At 74.7% G+C, this 15,938-nt stretch carries 17 protein-coding genes; 13 read left to right on the top strand and 4 right to left on the bottom strand.

The window, feature by feature from the left end:
• Positions 1-68: 68 nt before the first annotated feature.
• From APR03_RS08450 to APR03_RS08440, 3 genes are all read left to right on the top strand, one after another.
• Positions 69-1,646 (top strand): AMP-binding protein, encoded by a 1,578-nt coding sequence (locus tag APR03_RS08450; protein ID WP_253834604.1) that lies wholly within the window; start codon positions 69-71, stop codon positions 1,644-1,646.
• Between the two features lie 34 nt (positions 1,647-1,680).
• Positions 1,681-2,811: a D-alanine--D-alanine ligase family protein gene (locus APR03_RS08445; RefSeq protein WP_253834602.1), complete on the top strand. Its 1,131-nt coding sequence runs from the start codon at positions 1,681-1,683 to the stop codon at positions 2,809-2,811.
• 62 nt (positions 2,812-2,873) lie between these two features.
• Entirely contained in the window at positions 2,874-3,407 is a 534-nt protein-coding gene (locus APR03_RS08440; protein ID WP_253834600.1) for a DUF6232 family protein, read from the top strand.
• Between the two features lie 3 nt (positions 3,408-3,410).
• On the opposite strand, the gene APR03_RS08435 is transcribed toward APR03_RS08440, so the two are convergent.
• Positions 3,411-4,163 carry a TetR/AcrR family transcriptional regulator gene (locus APR03_RS08435; RefSeq protein WP_253834598.1) on the bottom strand — a complete coding sequence of 251 codons (753 nt, stop codon included), beginning with the start codon at positions 4,161-4,163 and terminating at the stop codon, positions 3,411-3,413.
• Entirely contained in the window at positions 4,160-4,636 is a 477-nt protein-coding gene (locus tag APR03_RS08430; RefSeq protein ID WP_253834596.1) for a DUF3515 domain-containing protein, read from the bottom strand. The genes APR03_RS08435 and APR03_RS08430 overlap by 4 nt, the downstream gene beginning before the upstream one ends.
• Positions 4,637-4,733: 97 nt before the next feature.
• On the opposite strand from APR03_RS08430, the gene APR03_RS08425 reads away from it, so the two are divergent.
• Positions 4,734-5,810: a thiamine-phosphate kinase gene (locus APR03_RS08425; protein WP_253834594.1), complete on the top strand. Its 1,077-nt coding sequence runs from the start codon at positions 4,734-4,736 to the stop codon at positions 5,808-5,810.
• Between the two features lie 19 nt (positions 5,811-5,829).
• On the opposite strand, the gene APR03_RS08420 is transcribed toward APR03_RS08425, so the two are convergent.
• Both APR03_RS08420 and rpmB read right to left on the bottom strand, forming a co-directional pair.
• Positions 5,830-6,342: a GNAT family N-acetyltransferase gene (locus tag APR03_RS08420; protein ID WP_308216464.1), complete on the bottom strand. Its 513-nt coding sequence runs from the start codon at positions 6,340-6,342 to the stop codon at positions 5,830-5,832.
• 154 nt (positions 6,343-6,496) lie between these two features.
• Entirely contained in the window at positions 6,497-6,694 is a 198-nt protein-coding gene (gene rpmB, locus APR03_RS08415) for a 50S ribosomal protein L28 (RefSeq protein ID WP_119143026.1), read from the bottom strand.
• Positions 6,695-6,977: 283 nt separating this feature from the next.
• On the opposite strand from rpmB, the gene APR03_RS08410 reads away from it, so the two are divergent.
• From APR03_RS08410 to mutM, 9 genes are all read left to right on the top strand, one after another.
• On the top strand, positions 6,978-8,717 hold the full coding sequence (locus tag APR03_RS08410) for a DAK2 domain-containing protein (protein WP_253834592.1): 1,740 nt from the start codon (positions 6,978-6,980) through the stop codon (positions 8,715-8,717).
• Positions 8,714-10,990 (top strand): ATP-dependent DNA helicase RecG, encoded by a 2,277-nt coding sequence (locus tag APR03_RS08405; RefSeq protein WP_253834590.1) that lies wholly within the window; start codon positions 8,714-8,716, stop codon positions 10,988-10,990. Before APR03_RS08410 ends, APR03_RS08405 begins: the two co-directional genes overlap by 4 nt.
• 75 nt (positions 10,991-11,065) lie before the next feature.
• On the top strand, positions 11,066-12,049 hold the full coding sequence (locus tag APR03_RS08400) for an endonuclease/exonuclease/phosphatase family protein (protein ID WP_253834588.1): 984 nt from the start codon (positions 11,066-11,068) through the stop codon (positions 12,047-12,049).
• Between the two features lie 78 nt (positions 12,050-12,127).
• Positions 12,128-12,739 carry a 16S rRNA (guanine(966)-N(2))-methyltransferase RsmD gene (gene rsmD / locus APR03_RS08395; RefSeq protein WP_253834586.1) on the top strand — a complete coding sequence of 204 codons (612 nt, stop codon included), beginning with the start codon at positions 12,128-12,130 and terminating at the stop codon, positions 12,737-12,739.
• Entirely contained in the window at positions 12,736-13,233 is a 498-nt protein-coding gene (gene coaD, locus APR03_RS08390) for a pantetheine-phosphate adenylyltransferase (RefSeq protein ID WP_253834581.1), read from the top strand. Before rsmD ends, coaD begins: the two co-directional genes overlap by 4 nt.
• 178 nt (positions 13,234-13,411) lie before the next feature.
• Positions 13,412-13,966: a YceD family protein gene (locus APR03_RS08385; RefSeq protein WP_253834579.1), complete on the top strand. Its 555-nt coding sequence runs from the start codon at positions 13,412-13,414 to the stop codon at positions 13,964-13,966.
• 2 nt (positions 13,967-13,968) lie between these two features.
• Positions 13,969-14,163 (top strand): 50S ribosomal protein L32, encoded by a 195-nt coding sequence (gene rpmF / locus APR03_RS08380; RefSeq protein ID WP_108495103.1) that lies wholly within the window; start codon positions 13,969-13,971, stop codon positions 14,161-14,163.
• Between the two features lies 1 nt (position 14,164).
• The gene (rnc, locus tag APR03_RS08375) at positions 14,165-14,902 is read left to right on the top strand and encodes a ribonuclease III (RefSeq protein ID WP_253834577.1); all 738 of its coding nucleotides are present in this window, start codon (positions 14,165-14,167) and stop codon (positions 14,900-14,902) included.
• A complete protein-coding gene (mutM, locus tag APR03_RS08370; protein WP_253834575.1) occupies positions 14,895-15,938 on the top strand; it encodes a bifunctional DNA-formamidopyrimidine glycosylase/DNA-(apurinic or apyrimidinic site) lyase in 1,044 nt (347 codons plus the stop codon). The genes rnc and mutM overlap by 8 nt, the downstream gene beginning before the upstream one ends.

The raw sequence follows: 15,938 nt of genomic DNA, 5'->3' as shown, positions 1-15,938 counted from the left end.
CGTCTGCCGCCACAATGCTCTGTGTGCCGGACGACGAGGTCCGGCGACCGAGCCCGAGGAGACCGACCATGGTGGTCCGCAGCCAGCTTCCCGACGTCGACGTCCCGCGCGTCAGCCTCCACGAGTACCTGTTCGGCGACGTCGCGCCCGACGACCTCGACCGGGTCGCCGTGGTGGACGGGGTGAGCGGCGCGACGACGACGTTCCGCTCCCTCCTGGCGCAGATCGACACCCTGGCGGGCGCGGTCGCGGCGCGGGGGTTCGGCGTCGGCGACGTCGTGGCCCTGCACGCGCCGAACGTGCCCGCCTACGTGACCGTGTTCCACGGTCTGCTGCGTGCGGGGATCACGGTGACCACCGTCAACGCCCTGGCCAGCGGCCCCGAGATCACCAAGCAGCTCGCCGACTCCGGGGCGCGGCTGCTGGTCACCGTGTCGCCCCTGCTGGCCGCCGGCGAGGCGGGCGCCACGGGCGCGGGCCTGTCCGCGGACCAGGTGGTGGTGCTCGACGGCGCCGAGGGGTACACCTCGCTGGCCGACCTGCTCGCCGATCCGCACCCCGCGCCCGACGTGTCGTTCGACCCGGCGACGCACCTCGCGGTGCTGCCCTACTCGTCGGGCACCACGGGCCGGCCCAAGGGCGTCATGCTCACGCACACCAACCTCGTGGCGAACGTGGAGCAGTCCCTGCTGATCGGCGTGGGCCGCGACGACGTGGTGCCGTGCGTGCTGCCGTTCTTCCACATCTACGGCATGACCGTGCTGCTGAACCTGGCCCTGCGCACCCGGGCGCGGCTCGTCACCCTGCCGCGGTTCGACCTCGCGCAGTACCTCGGCGTGATCCAGGAGCACCGGGCGACGTTCCTGTTCGTGGCCCCGCCCATCGCGCTCGCGCTCGCCAAGCACCCGCTGGTGGCCGAGCACGACACGTCCAGCGTGCGGGCCGTGCTGTCGGGTGCCGCGCCGCTCGACGAGAAGCTCGCCGCGGCGGTCCGGGACCGGCTGGACGTGCGGGTGCTGCAGGGGTACGGCATGACCGAGATGTCGCCGGTCTCGCACGTCATCCCCGTGGACCGCCCCGACATCTCGCCCGGCACCGTCGGCCTGCTCGTGGCCGGCATGGAGGCGCGGATCGTCGACCCGGCCACGGGCACGGAGATCCAGCAGCCCGCCGAGGGCGTCTCCGGGGCGGGCGAGCTGCTGTGCCGCGGGCCGAATGTCATGGTCGGCTACCTCGGCAACCCGCAGGCCACCGCGGAGACGCTGGAGCCCGACGGGTTCCTGCACACCGGCGACATCGTCACGGTCGACGCCGACGGTGTCTTCCGCGTGGTGGACCGGCTCAAGGAGCTCATCAAGTACAAGGGCTACCAGGTGCCGCCCGCCGAGCTGGAGGCGCTGCTGCTGTCGCACCCCGGGATCGCCGACGCGGCGGTGATCGGCCTGCCCGACGAGGAGGCCGGCGAGGTGCCCAAGGCGTACGTGGTGACGGCGCCGGGCGCGACGCTGACCGCGCGCGACGTCATGGAGTTCGTCGCCGAGCAGGTGGCGCCGTACAAGAAGGTGCGGGCCGTGGAGTTCATCGAGGCGGTGCCGAAGTCGGCGTCCGGCAAGATCCTGCGCAAGGATCTCCGGGCGGCGGGGTAGTGGTCCGGTAGTGTCGGGACCGATGCCGCAGCACATGGAACCCACCTCTGCCCCGCGCCGTACGCGCGTCGTCGTCCTGTTCGGCGGCCGGTCCGGCGAGCACGGCATCTCCGTGGCCACGGCCGGCGGGGTGCTGGGCGCGATCGACCGGACGCGGTACGAGGTGGTGCCCGTGGGCATCACCCAGAAGGGCCAGTGGGTCATCGCCGCCGACGAGCCGGAGCGCTGGGCCATCACCGACGGGCGGGCGCCGCAGGTCCCGGAGTCCGCCGGCGAGGTGGTGCTGCCGCTGACCGTGGGCGTCTCCACGCTCCGGGTGCTGGAGCCGGGTCAGGTGCCGTCCGCGCTGGCGGACGTCGACGTCGTCCTGCCGCTGCTGCACGGCCCGTACGGCGAGGACGGGACGCTCCAGGGGCTGCTCGAGCTGGCCGACGTGCGGTACGTGGGCTCGGGCGTGCTGGCGTCCGCCGTCGGCATGGACAAGCAGTTCATGAAGCTGGTGCTCGCCGGCCAGGGCCTGCCGATCGGCGAGTACACGGTCATCAGGCCGGGCGACTGGGACCGGCGCCGGGCCGACGTGCTGCGCGCCGTGGAGGCGCTCGGGCTGCCCGTGTTCGTCAAGCCGGCCCGCGCCGGGTCGTCGCTGGGCGTCACCCGGGTGGACTCGCTCGACGACCTGCCCGCCGCCGTCGAGGAGGCCCGCCGGCACGACCCGAAGGTCATGGTCGAGGCGGGCGTCGAGGGCCGCGAGATCGAGTGCTCCGTGCTCGGCGGGCGCGGCGGTGCCCGCGCGCGGGCGTCGCTGCCGGGCGAGATCCGGGTGACCGACGAGTCCAAGCACGGCGTCTACGACTACGAGGCCAAGTACTTCGACGAGTCCAAGGCGGAGCTGACCTGCCCCGCCGACCTGCCGGACCACCTGGTCAAGGAGGTCCAGGAGGTCGCCGTGCGCACGTTCGAGGCGGTCGACGCCGAAGGGCTGGCCCGCGTGGACGTGTTCGTCACGCCGGACGAGCGCGTGGTCGTCAACGAGATCAACACCATGCCGGGCTTCACGCGGTTCTCGATGTACCCGCGCATGTGGGAGGCCTCCGGGGTGAGCTATCCCGAGCTGATCGACGAGCTCGTGCAGCTCGCCCTCGAACGGCCCACCGGCCTGCGCTGATCGGCTGTACCCTGCCTCTCACCAGCGCCGGGACGGTCCGGCGCGGGTGCTGAGGAGGCAGGATGCTGGGCGAGCCGCGCTACCGGTACGCGGTGCGTGAGGTACGGGTCGCGAACGGGGTGCTCACCATCGGGCTCACGTCCTTCGCGCTGAGCAACGTCATGCGGCTCGAGGTGATCACCGTGGCCCGGCCGCAGCCGATCGGGGCGTGGGCGAACCAGGTGGCGTACCCGTTCGCCATCGTCGCGGTCGTGGTGCTGCTGCTCCGGATGGCGGGCGCGGACGGCATCCCGTGGGAGGCGGCCCTCGCCATGGGCTGCGCCGGGCTGGCCTGGCCCGCGGCCCGCCTCTGGCAGCAGACCCCGTTCTGGAAGCCCGTGTGGCGGTACCCGGTGTACGCCCTGCAGATGGTCACGGCGTCGCAGCACGTGCACCGCATCTGCGCGCACGACGACCGGCACCTCGCGGCGCTGGCCGAGCTGGTGAGCGCCGCGATGAAGGACCCGTCGATCTCCTACCGCGGCACGGTGCAGCTCATCTCCAACGCGGACCAGCTCCACACGCTGGAGGCGGGCAAGGACTCGATGGTGCGCTGATGCTCAGCGGACCGTCGGGTGCGGGTCCAGGCCCATCTGCCCCAGGAGCGCCGCGACCATGTCCTCGTGCAGCGCCACGTGGTCGCCGAACGCGAACTCCTGGTGTCCGTACACGGCCATGCACTGCAGGCCGTAGACCTGCCGCCAGGCGGTGACCATGAGGTAGGCGACGCCGAGCGGCAGGTCCGGTCCGCCCACGGCGTCGCGGTACTGCCGCACCTGCTCGGCCAGCGCGGGCGCGATCTCGTCGTCGGCGGGGTGCGGCACGCCGTCGGCCGCGAGCGTGCGGAACAGCGGCACGTAGTGGCCGCCGACCATCTCCGACATGCGCCGCTGCAGCTCGTGGCTCGCCGTGCCGTCGGGCAGCTCCGAGCGGATGCCCGACCCGATGACCAGGTCGAACTCGGCGGGGTTGCGCACGGCCCAGTCGAGCGAGGCGCGGGTCGAGGCCACCAGGGCCGCCGCGACGTCGCCCGGCTCCTGGCGCGCGACGGCGGCGCGGAGGTGCTCCAGCACCTCCTCGACGATCAGCACGCACAGCTGCGCGATGACGTCCTGCCGGTTCTCGAAGTGCCGGTACAGCGCGGGCGGCGTGACGCCGACCTCCTTGGCGACGGCCGCCATGGTGAGCTTGCTCAGCCCGTGCTGGCCGGCGAGCTGGTGCCGCGCGGCGGCGAGCACGTCGCGGCGCAGCTCGTCGCGCAGGCGCTCGCGCCGGGACTGGACGGTCGGGGCCTCTTCGGTGATCGGGCTCACTGACACTCCTTCGTGGCAGGTACCTGGGACACGGCCTGGGCGAGATCCGCGATGAACGACGTCGAGTGGTCCTCGGTGACCGCGGGCGGCACGAGCACCTCGACGGCGGGGTCCCGGCCGTAGGTGACGAACGACCACGTGCCCGCGTCGTCGGTGGTCACGATCCAGTCGACGGTGGTCCCGTCGCCGGAGTCCACCTGCTGGCAGTCCGCCGACGGGCCGATCTGCTCGACGCCGCACCGCATGGTGACGGCGGCTCCGGGCTCGCCCCAGGCCGCCGTGGCCTGGGAGCTGGTCCGCACCTTCGGCAGGTCGGTGCCGAGCTCGTCGGGGACGGCGAGCATGACGTCCGCGCACTCGGGCTCCGCGGCGTGCGGCGCGACCTCCACGCCGATGGTCCGTGCGCACCCGGCCAGCGCCAGGATCACGAGAGCGGCGGCGGTCGGTGTGGTGACGAATCGGGCAGGAAGCACGGAGACACGTTACCCGCCCGCGATCGCGCCCGTCCCGTGCCTGCCCCGTGCCTGGCTCCGGCGGTGCGCTCGCGCCCCGGTCACCTAGGGTCTACCCGTGACCCTCGTCCGTGACCTCTCCGAGGAGCAGATCCTCGACCGCATCGTGCCCCTGCTGCCGCGCGGCAGCAGCACGCTGGTCGGGCCGGGGGACGACGCCGCCGTCCTCGCGGCCCCCGACGGGCGGTACGTCGTCTCGACCGACGTGCTGGTCGAGGACCGCCACTTCCGCACCCGCTGGTCCACGGGGTACGACGTCGGGCGGCGCGCCGCCGCGCAGAACCTCGCCGACGTCGCGGCCATGGGCGCGCGTCCGACGGCGCTGGTGACCTCGCTCGTGGTGCCGGGCGAGACCGAGCTCGACTGGGTGACGGGGCTCGCCCGGGGCCTGGCCGACGGCTGCGCGCCCGTCGGTGCGGGTGCCGTCGGCGGCGACCTGGCGGGCGGGCCGCTGCTCGTGGTGAGCATCACCGTGCACGGTGACCTCGAGGGCCGGGCGCCCGTGCTCCGGTCGGGGGCGCGGCCCGGCGACGTCGTGGCGCACGCCGGGGTCCGCGGCTGGTCGGCGGCCGGGCTGGCGCTCCTGGAGGCCGGGCTGGTGCGGGCCCCGCTGGCGGCAGTTCCGCTCGAGGTGGCCGACGGCGTGGTGCTGGAGGACGCGTGGGAACGGCTCGTCGCGGCGCACCTGCGGCCCGACCCACCCCTGGCCGCGGGCACCGCGGCCGCCGTGGCGGGGGCCACGGCGATGCTCGACGTCTCCGACGGCCTGCTGCGCGACGCCGGGCGGGTCGCCCGGGCGAGCGGCGTCCGGATCGACCTCGACCCCGCCGCGTTCGCCGCGGACCGGGACACGCTGCGCTCCGCGGCCCGCGCCGTGGCGGCGGCGGCCGGGCTCGGCGACCCCGGCTGGGGGCCGGGGCGCGCCGACATCGACGGCCTCACCGACACGTGGGTCTGGTCCGGGGGAGAGGACCACGGCCTGCTCGCGACCTTCCCGGCCGGGACGGCGCTGCCCGCGGGCTGGTCCGCCGTCGGCCGGGTGCTGGAGGCGGGTGAGTCGGCCCCGGCGGCGCGCGTCACCATCGGTGGCGCGGCGCCCGCCGTGACGCCGGGCTGGGACCACTTCCGGGCGTGACGGCCCGGGCGGCCCGGTGTCAGCCCTTGCGGAAGCGGAGCTGCTTCAGCGGGCGGCCGCCGATCTCGTCGATGCGTTCGGTGCCGTCGGGCTGGAAGCCGTGACGCCGGTAGAAGTGCTGCGCGCGGTCGTTGCCCTCCAGGATCCAGAGGCTCACGACCGTGCCGGGGGCGAGGCCGTCCAGGGCGGTGCGCATCAGGTCGCGCGCCACGCCGGTGCCCCAGGCACGGGGGTGCAGGTAGATCGCGTAGATCTCGAGGTCGCCGGGTTCGGCGTCCTCGTCACGCGACGGGCCCACGCTGGTGAAGCCGACCGGGCCGCGCTCGTCCTCGGCGACGAGCACGGTCGTGTCGCGCGCGGAGACGGCCGCGGTCCACTGGCCGGCACGCTCCGCCACGTCCAGCGAAGCCAGGTAGGAGTCGGACAGGATCTCTGAGTAAGCACCACGCCAGGATGCGATGTCGACACGAGCGATGGCCTCGGCGTCGGTCGTCGTTGCTGGGCGGATGGTCACATCTTCCGGTGCCATCATGACCTCACCTTTTCACCCTGTGAAGGCCGGCGCAACCACTTCTTTGGGCCGGGTTTACAGAGTACGGGAACGACGAAGACGCCCGCCAGGTGACCCGGCGGGCGTCGTCGAACGAATACTGTCGGATCGCGTCAGCGACCCGGCTGCGGCAGCGTCAGGCCGAGACCTTGCGCGTGACCTTGCCGGCCTTGAGGCAGGAGGTGCACACGTTGACGCGCTTGGGGGTCCCGCCCACGATCGCGCGGACGCGCTGGATGTTCGGGTTCCAGCGGCGCTTGGTGCGGATGTGGGAGTGCGAAACGCTGTGCCCGAAGCCCGGGCCCTTGCCGCAGACGTCGCAGTTGGCAGCCACGGTGTCTCCTGAATGTCGTGCACGCCTGTGCATAACGACAGCACGACGTGATGATGGTCTGAGGGGGACGCCCGGACGGCCTCGGAGCGGACAACGCTTCTCGGCGTACCAGGCAACTTCGACAGAGTACCCGATCGCGGGCCACCCCCTCAAACCGTAGCGGTCACGTCGTGCGTCACACCGGTCGCCGCGACCGGCGCGGCCTGTGGACGGGCGCACGCGAGCGTCGTGGCCGCTGGGTACGGTGGGATCCGTTTCCCGTGGACACCCAGGAGGGCCGAGCGTGACCGACGTCGACAGCGGCAGCAGGACGGCCGGTCCCGGCCCGGAGCCGTCCCCCGCGGGCGTCCGTCTCGACGACGCGGCCGTGGTGCGCGCCTGGACCCGGGGCGCGGCGACCGCTTTGCGCCGCGAGCGCGCCGCGATCGACCGCGTCAACGTGTTCCCGGTGGCGGATGCCGACACCGGCACCAACCTCTACCTGACCCTGCGCGAGGGGCTGCGAGCCGTCGAGGCCGCCCCCGGCGACACCGCGGGGCCGCGGCTGCTGGCGGTGCTCGCGCGCGCGGCCCTGCTGGGTGCGCGTGGCAACTCCGGCGTGATCCTCAGCGAGTGGCTGCGCGGCCTGGCGGTCGCCGCCCGGCACGGCGGCACCGCGGCCGACCTGCTCACGCGCGCCGCGACCTCCGCCCGGTCCGCGGTCGAGCGGCCCGCCGAGGGCACCATCCTCACGGCCGCCGACGCCGCGGCGGCCGCGGCCCGGGCGGCCGAGGCGGGTCCGGACGCCGCCGGTCCCGACGGCCGTGTCGTGGCCGCCGCGGCGGCCGCCGCCCGCACCGCCGCGCGGGCGAGCCGGGAGGAGCTCGACGTGCTGCGCACCGCGGGCGTGCTCGACGCCGGGGCGCTGGGCCTGGTGCTCGTGCTCGACGCGCTGGTCGCGGCCGTCGCGGACGGGAGCGGCGCGGGCTCTGCGGGCTCTCCGCCGGGCGGGGTGTCAGTGGTGGGCGGCAGCATGGACCCCGTGAACCTGGACCAGCTCCTCGACGGCGCGGCGCCGCCGGACCTCTCGCCGGACGACGTGCCGGACGCCGGCGCGTCGCACGGCACCGGACCGGGCGCGCTGGAGCTCATGTTCGTGCTCGCCGGGCCGGGCGGCGACGCCGCCGAACCGGTGGCCGCCGGGCTGCGGGCCGCGCTCGCCGCGGTGGGCGACTCCGTGGTCGTGGTCGGCGGGGACACCGGGACGGGCGCGGCCGTCTGGCAGGGCCACGTCCACACCGACCGGCTCGACGAGGCGCTCGCCGTCGCGGCCGAGGCGGCCCGGTCGGGCTCGCTGTCCCAGGTGCACGTGCGGCACCTGGAGGCGGTGGGCCGGCACGAGTGGGGCGTCGTCGTCGCGACGTCCGCGCCCGCGCCCGCGGCGGAGCTGGCGCACGCGGGCGCCGTCGTGCTGCTCACGGGCGGCATCGGCAGCGTGGTCGAGCCGCTGACGACGGACGACGTCGGGCGGGCGGCCGCGTCCACGGGCGCGCGCCGGGTGCTGTACCTCGGCCCGGAGGCGGCGGCGCCGGGCGCCCCGGGCGCGGTGGTGCCCGGGCCCGCGGACACGGCGGCCGCCGGTACCGGTTCGCCGTCCGACGTGGACGAGGTGGTGGCCGTGGTGACGCCGTCCGACGTGCACGCCGTGGTGGCGCTCGCCGCCCTCGGCACCGTGCTGCCGCTCGGCGTGCCGCACGCTGACGACCCCGCGGAGCCGGTCGACGCCCCGGGCGTCGTCGCCGAGGCGTTCGCGGGCCTCGCCGTCACGACCGCACGCGGTGCGGGTGCCGCCGAGGCCCTGCGTGCCGCGGCGGGGCCCGGCACCACCGTCGTGACGGCCCTGCTGGACACGGACGTCCCGGCCGACCTGCCCGGGCGGCTCGCCGCGGTGCTGGCCGAGCGGGCGCCCGAGGCCGAGCTCGTGGTGCTGCCGACGGGCAGGCCGGGCGACGAGGTGCACCTGGGCGTGGAGGGGGAGGCATGACCGCGCGGACCGACGAGCGGCTGGAGCGCGCCTTCGACAAGCGCACCGCGACCGCCCTGGGCAAGCTCGGCCTGCGTACCGTGGGCGACCTGCTGGGCCACTACCCGCGCCGGTACGCCGACCCGGGCGCCCTGGAGGACATCGCGGCGCTCCAGGTGGGCGAGCACGTCACGATCCTGGCCCGGGTCGAGCAGGCGACCGTGCGGCCCATGCGCAACCGCAAGGGTGCGCTCATGGAGGTCGTGGTCACCGACGGCAGCAGCCGTCTGTCGCTCACCTTCTTCGGCAAGCACCGCGGCTCGCTCTACAGCCACGAGAAGCGCCTGGTGCCGGGCGCCACGGGCCTGTTCACGGGCACCGTGGGCCTGTACCGCGGCACACGCCAGCTCACGCACCCGGACTTCACGCTGATGGGTGAGGAGGCCGACCTCGACAGCGACGAGGCCCTGCTGGAGCACGCCACCAAGCCCATCCCGATCTACCCGGCGGCCGCGGGCATCCCGAGCTGGAAGATCCAGGGCGCGCTGCGCGTCGTCCTGGACACGCTGACCGACGACGACGTGCCCGACCCCGTGCCGGACGGGGTGCGCGAGGCCCAGCGCCTGCCCGGCCGGGCCGCGGCGCTGCGCAGCCTGCACCGGCCCGCGACCCTGGAGGAGGCCTACCGCGCGCGGCACCGCATGCGGTTCGAGGAGGCGTTCGTGCTGCAGGTGGCGCTGGCCCAGCGCCGGGCCCGCACCGCCGCGGAGGACGCCACCGCGCGCCCGCCGCTGCCCGCGGGCACGCCCGGCCTGCTGGCCGAGTTCGACGCGTCGCTGCCGTTCACGCTCACCGACGGGCAGCGCGCGGTCGGTGCCGAGATCGCCGCCGAGCTGGCCGACCCGCGCCCCATGCACCGCCTGCTGCAGGGCGAGGTGGGCAGCGGCAAGACGGTGGTGGCCCTGCGCGCCATGCTCCAGGTGGTCGACGCCGGCGGTCAGGCCGCGCTGCTGGCCCCCACGGAGGTGCTCGCGGCGCAGCACGCCCGCACCCTGCGGAGCCTGCTCGGGCCGCTGGCCGAGGGCGGCACGCTGTTCGGGTCCGAGCGCAGCGGCGCGAGCACCCGGGTCGCGCTGCTCACGGGCTCGCTCGGCGCCAAGGCCCGCAAGGAGGCCCTGCTGCAGGCCGCGAGCGGCGAGGCGGGCATCGTCGTCGGCACGCACGCGCTGCTGTCGGAGCAGGTGCAGTTCGCCGACCTCGGCCTCGTCGTCGTCGACGAGCAGCACCGGTTCGGCGTCGAGCAGCGGGACGCGCTGCGCGCCAAGGGGCGCGTGTCGCCCCACCTGCTGGTCATGACCGCCACGCCCATCCCGCGCACCGTCGCGATGACGGTCTTCGGCGACCTGGAGACGTCGTCCCTCACCGAGGTGCCGGCCGGCCGCGCGGGCATCACCACCGTCGCCGTGCCCGCGGGCAACGTCCGCTGGACCGACCGCACCTGGGCCCGGGTCCGCGAGGAGGTCGACGCCGGACGCCGCGCGTACGTCGTGTGCGCGCGCATCCACCCCGACGAGGACGCGGCGGGCCCGCGGCGCACCGCGGGCGCCGACTTCGACGACGTGCCCGAGTTCCTCGACCTCGGCGATGCCGCCGACCCGGGCTCCGGCGCCGAGCGCACGCCGCTGCGCGCCGTGCTCGAGGTCGTCGAGGAGCTCCGGGGGCGGCCCGAGCTGGCCGGAGTCGAGGTCGGCGTCCTGCACGGGCAGATGCCGCCCGACCAGAAGGACGCCGCCATGGCCCGGTTCGCCTCCGGCGAGGCACCCGTGCTCGTCTCGACCACCGTGGTCGAGGTCGGCGTGGACGTCCCCGAGGCCACCGCCATGGTCATCTTCGACGCCGACCGGTTCGGCATCTCCCAGCTCCACCAGCTCCGCGGGCGCGTCGGCCGCGGCACCGACCCCGGCCTGTGCCTCCTCGTGTCCGACGCCGAGCCCGGCACCCCCGCCTTCGCCCGGCTGGAGGCCATGACCCGCACCACCGACGGCTTCGAGCTCGCCAACCTCGACCTCGAGCTGCGCAGCGAGGGCGACGTGCTCGGCGCCGCGCAGTCCGGGCGGGCCAGCTCGCTGCGCCTGCTCCGGGTGGTCAAGGACGCCGGCCTGATCGAGGAGGCGCGCACCGCGGCGAACGACGTCGTGCGGGCCTCGCCCGACCTGGCCGAGTTCCCCGAGCTCGCCGCCGCAATCCGGGCCCAGCTCGACGAGGACCAGGAGGAGTTCCTGGAGCGGACATGACCACACGTGAGGACCGGGTGAAAGGGATGACCCGCTCCTTACGTCCGGCACGGGCAACCGATAGAGTCCCCGCCGATGACGGTCGACGCGAGGCATGCGATCCACAGCAGCAGGCCCGGCAAGACCGCGTGGCAGCGCGGCAGGCTGCTGGCCCTGGGATCGGTGCTGGTCGCCGTTCTCCTTGTGGCGCACGAGTACGTGCCGAACCGCTGGGGAAACCTTGGCAGCCTCGTCCAGACGTTCCTGCCCTGGCTCGGGCTCGCCGTGCCGCTCGGCATCCTCGCCGCCCTGCTGCGGCGCTCGGCGCTCGCGGTCCTCGCCGTGCTGCTGCCGCTCGCCGCCTGGATCTGGGTGTTCCTGCCGCAGCTGCGCCCGGCCGACCCGGCGCCCGGCGACCTGACCGTGGTCCAGCACAACGCGAGCGACACCAACACCGACGTGGCCGGCACGGCCGACGTGCTGCTCGCCGCCCACCCCGACGTCGTGACCCTCACCGAGGTCACCCAGGAGACCGCCGGGCGGTACACCGAGGCGTTCGCCGAGCAGCTGCCGCACCACGAGACCCAGGGCACGGTCGGCGTCTGGTCGCGCTATCCGCTGCGCGACGCGTCCGACGTCGACCTCCGCCCCGTGGGCGTCGAGGCCACCTGGGACCGCTGCCTGCGCGTGGTGCTCGAGCGGGACGACGCGCGGATCGCGCTCTTCGTGGCGCACCTCCCGTCGGTCCGCTTCGGCAGCGGCGGCTTCGAGACCGAGCTGCGGGACGGCAGCGCCCTCCGCCTCGCGGACGTCGTGGCCGGCGAGCAGAACCGGGACGTGCTCGTGGCGGGCGACCTCAACGCCGTCCTCGCCGACGACGCGATCGCGCCCCTCACGCACCAGGTCACCGCGCCCGTGCGGGGCTTCGAGCTCACCTACCCGGCGCAGTTCCCGGTGGTGCAGATCGACCACGTGCTGGCCCGCGGCCTGACCGTCACCGACGTGCGCGCCCTGCCCCGCACCGGCAGCGACCACCTGCCGGTCGTGGCCCGCATAGCCACCCGCCCCGCCCCCCGCTGAGTGCGGGACATCCGCCCTTTCTCGCGGGCCGGGAGGGCGAACGTCCAGCACTCGACAGGGGCGGGTTAGGGTCGGGGCGTGAGCAGGATCGTTGCGGGGGTGGTCGGCGGGCGGTCGATCGCGGTGCCCGCCAAGGGGACCCGACCCACCAGCGACCGGGTCCGCGAGGCCGTCTTCTCCCGCCTGGAGCACCTCGACGTGCTCGACGGCGCCCGGGTGCTCGACCTCTATGCCGGCTCGGGTGCCCTCGGCCTGGAGGCAGCCAGCCGCGGCGCCGCGGCCGTGACGCTCGTCGACAGCGCCCGGCCCGCGACCGACGTCGCGCGCCGGAACGTCACGACCCTCGGGCTGGCCGGCGTGCGGGTGGTCACCGACACCGCCGAGCGGTTCGCGGCCGGCCTCGGCGGAACGGCGGGGGGCACGGCGGAGGGCACGGCGCTCGACCTCGTGTTCCTCGACCCGCCGTACGACCTCGGTGAGGAGGCGCTCGCCGTGGTCCTGGGGCACCTCGCCGCGCCGGGGGTGCTGGCCGACGGCGCCGTCGTCGTCGTCGAGCGGTCCACCCGCACGCCGGAACCGGCCTGGCCCGCGGGCCTGACGCGGTTCGCGCGCAAGGACTACGGCGAGACGGCGGTCTACTACGCGGAGCCGGCCGAACCCGACCCCGCGTCGGATAGCGTGAGCGCGTGACCACCGTCGTCTGCCCCGGGTCGTTCGACCCCATCACCCTCGGCCACCTCGACGTCGTGCGCCGCGCCGCCACGCTGTTCGACGACGTCGTGGTCGGCATCGCGAAGAACCCCGGCAAGTCCGGGCTGCTCGACCTGGAGACGCGCGCGGAGCTCGTGCGCGCCGCGGTGCGGGACCTCGCCCGGGACGAGCCCGTCATGGAGCGCGTGCGGGTCGCCGTCGTACCCGGCCTGCTCGTGGACTTCTGCCGGGAGATCGGGGCGGTCGCCGTCGTCAAGGGCCTGCGTGGCGGGGGCGACTTCGACGCCGAGCAGCCGATGGCGCTGATGAACCGGCACCTGTCGGGCGTCGAGACGATCTTCCTGCCGGGTGACCAGCGGTTCGCCCACGTGGCGTCGTCCCTGGTCAAGGACATCGCGCGGCACGGCGGCCCCGTCGAGGACCTGGTGCCGGCGGGGGTGCCCGCCGCGCTGCGGGCGGCGCTCGGCCGCTAGCCGCCGCGGCCCGTGAGGGCTGTCACTCGTACGGGCGCGCGCGAGGCCGCGCCGATGTCGTAGGATTACCTTTTGGTCCCTGGCGTGAGGTTGAGCGCCGGTCCACCCCCTTCCTCGTCCACCCGGACACCCGTCTTCCTCGGAGCCTGCCATTTCCCGCGAACCGAACTCGCCGCTCGTGCTCGACACGCACGAGCTGTCTCGGCGTCCCGGAACGTCACGGACGCACACCGCGACCGTGCAGGCGCCTGCCGACCTCGGCACGGCCGTCATCGGCATCCCCGAGGGTTCCGACCTGGAGCTGGATCTCCGGCTCGAGGCCGTGATGGAGGGCGTCCTGGTCTCCGGGACGGTCCGCGGCACGGTCCAGGGGGAGTGCAGCCGCTGCCTCGACCCGATCTCCTACGAGACCGTCGTCGACGTCACGGAGCTGTTCGCCTACCCCGACAAGGCCGCCGCGTCGGCCGAGGCGGGGGACGACGAGGTCCAGGACGAGGAGTCCGTCCTGGAGGACGATCTGGCCGACCTGGAGCCTCCGCTTCGGGATTCGGTCGTGACTGCACTACCATTTCAACCGTTGTGCCGGGAGGACTGCCCGGGCCTGTGCTCCGAGTGCGGAGCGCGTCTGGCCGACGACCCCGGTCATCACCATGACGTAGTCGACCCTCGTTGGTCGGCGCTGCAGAGCATGCTCGAATCTACGAGCGTGTCGGACGAGACGAAAGAGAGCTAGCCGTGGCTGTTCCGAAGCGCAAGATGTCGCGCAGCAACACCCGTGCGCGTCGCTCGCAGTGGAAGACCACCGCAGCGACCCTCACCACCTGCCCGCAGTGCCAGGGCAACAAGCTGCCGCACACGGCCTGCCCGACGTGCGGCACCTACAAGGGTCGCACCTACCGCGACGCCCTGAAGACCGTTCACGCGGGCTGACGTGGCCAAGGGCGGGACGTCGCCGGCGAGGCCGGAACCTACCGCGCTGCTCGAGAAGCTCGGGGTCCATCTGGACCCCGAGCTTCTTGTGCTGGCACTGACGCACCGGTCCTTCGCACACGAGGCCGGTGGTATCCCCACGAACGAGCGCCTGGAGTTCCTGGGCGACACCGTGCTGGGGCTCGTGGTCACGGAGGCGCTGTACCGGCGCCACCCGGACCTCTCGGAGGGCGACCTGGCGCGCATGCGGGCGGCGACGGTGTCGCAGCGTGCGCTGGCCGCCGTGGCGCGCACCCTCGGGCTGGGCAAGTACGTGCTGCTCGGCAAGGGCGAGATTCGCACGCGCGGCTTCGAGAAGGACTCGATCCTCTCCGACACGGTCGAGGCCCTGATCGGCGCCACCTACCTGTCGCACGGACTGGAGACCTCCCGCGCCCTGGTGCACCGCCTCGTGGACGCGACGCTCGACGTCGCGGCCGGGCTGGGCGCCGGGCTCGACTGGAAGACGTCGCTGCAGGAGGCGTCGGCCGAGCGCGGCCTGGGCGCCCCCGAGTACGTGGCGACGTTCGAGGGTCCGGAGCACGCGCGGGTCTTCCACTCGACCGTCGTGATCGACGGCGTCACCTACGGCTCCGGCTCGGGCTCCGCGAAGAAGCACGCCGAGCAGGGCGCCGCCGAGGAGACCTACCGGGCGCTGCTGGAGAAGTTCCCGCTGCCCGCCGCCGACACCGGTGCCTGAGCTGCCCGAGGTCGAGACCGTCCGCGACGGTCTCGACCGCCTGGTGGTCGGCGCCGTCGTGCGGGACGTCGAGGTGTTCCGGGAGTACAGCGTGCGCCGGCACGACGGCGGCCCCGCCTCGTTCCGCGGCCAGCTCGTGGGGCGCCGCCTGACGGCCGCGGTGCGCCGGGGCAAGTTCCTGTGGCTGCCGCTCGCGCCGCCGGACGTCGCCGCCGGCGACCCCGCGGCCGCGCTGCTCGCGCACCTGGGCATGTCCGGCCAGCTGCTCGTCCGGGGCGCCGCGCCGTCCGCCGTGTCCAAGGGCGGTGCGCCCGCCGTCGACGGCGGCGCCGCGGGCCCGGACGGCGCCGCACCCGGCCCGGACGGTGCCACGCCCGCCGACGACTGGCGCCACCCCCACCTGCGCGTCCGCCTGCACCTGGCCGGCGCGCCCTCCGGCGCGCGGTACCTCGACTTCGTGGACCAGCGCACCTTCGGGCACCTCAGCGTCCAGGACCTCGTGCCCGACGGCGACCCCGCGGCGCCGTCCGGCGTCCCCGCCGGGTACGGGTCGGACCTGCCCGTGCTGCCCGAGCCGGTGGCGCACATCGCGCGCGACCTCCTCGACCCGAACCTCGACCTGGACGCGCTGGTGCGGCGGGTGCGCCGGCGGCGCACGCAGGTCAAGCGCGCGCTGCTGGACCAGACGGTCGTGTCGGGCGTGGGCAACATCTACGCCGACGAGGCGCTGTGGCGTGCCCAGGTGCACTGGGCGCGCGCGACCGACCGGCTCCGGGCCGGCGACGTGCGCCGGGTGCTGGACGCGGCCGCCGAGGTGATGCGCGAGGCGCTGGCCCAGGGCGGCACGAGCTTCGACGACCTGTACGTCAACGTGAACGGGCAGTCGGGCTACTTCGAGCGGTCGCTCGCGGTCTACGGGCGTGAGAACGAGGAGTGCCGGCGCTGCGGCACGCCCGTGCGCCGCGACGCCTTCATGAACCGGTCGTCGTTCAGCTGCCCGGTCTGCCAGCCCCGGCCGCGCGGTCTGCCCCGCTGA

Source organism: Promicromonospora thailandica (genome assembly GCF_024171955.1).
Lineage (GTDB): Bacteria > Actinomycetota > Actinomycetes > Actinomycetales > Cellulomonadaceae > Promicromonospora > Promicromonospora thailandica.
The sequence above is the reverse complement of the archived record's forward strand: the minus strand, read 5'-3'. Positions and strand labels throughout refer to the sequence as shown.

What these genes read in the sequence shown, in the direction of transcription:
- APR03_RS08450 (WP_253834604.1), top strand. Translation starts at nt 69, where the DNA reads ATGGTGGTCCGCAGCCAGCTTCCCGACGTCGACGTCCCGCGCGTCAGC.
- APR03_RS08445 (WP_253834602.1), top strand. Translation starts at nt 1,681, where the DNA reads ATGGAACCCACCTCTGCCCCGCGCCGTACGCGCGTCGTCGTCCTGTTC.
- APR03_RS08440 (WP_253834600.1), top strand. Translation starts at nt 2,874, where the DNA reads ATGCTGGGCGAGCCGCGCTACCGGTACGCGGTGCGTGAGGTACGGGTC.
- APR03_RS08420 (WP_308216464.1), bottom strand. Translation starts at nt 6,342, where the DNA reads ATGATGGCACCGGAAGATGTGACCATCCGCCCAGCAACGACGACCGAC.
- APR03_RS08405 (WP_253834590.1), top strand. Translation starts at nt 8,714, where the DNA reads ATGACCGCGCGGACCGACGAGCGGCTGGAGCGCGCCTTCGACAAGCGC.
- APR03_RS08400 (WP_253834588.1), top strand. Translation starts at nt 11,066, where the DNA reads ATGACGGTCGACGCGAGGCATGCGATCCACAGCAGCAGGCCCGGCAAG.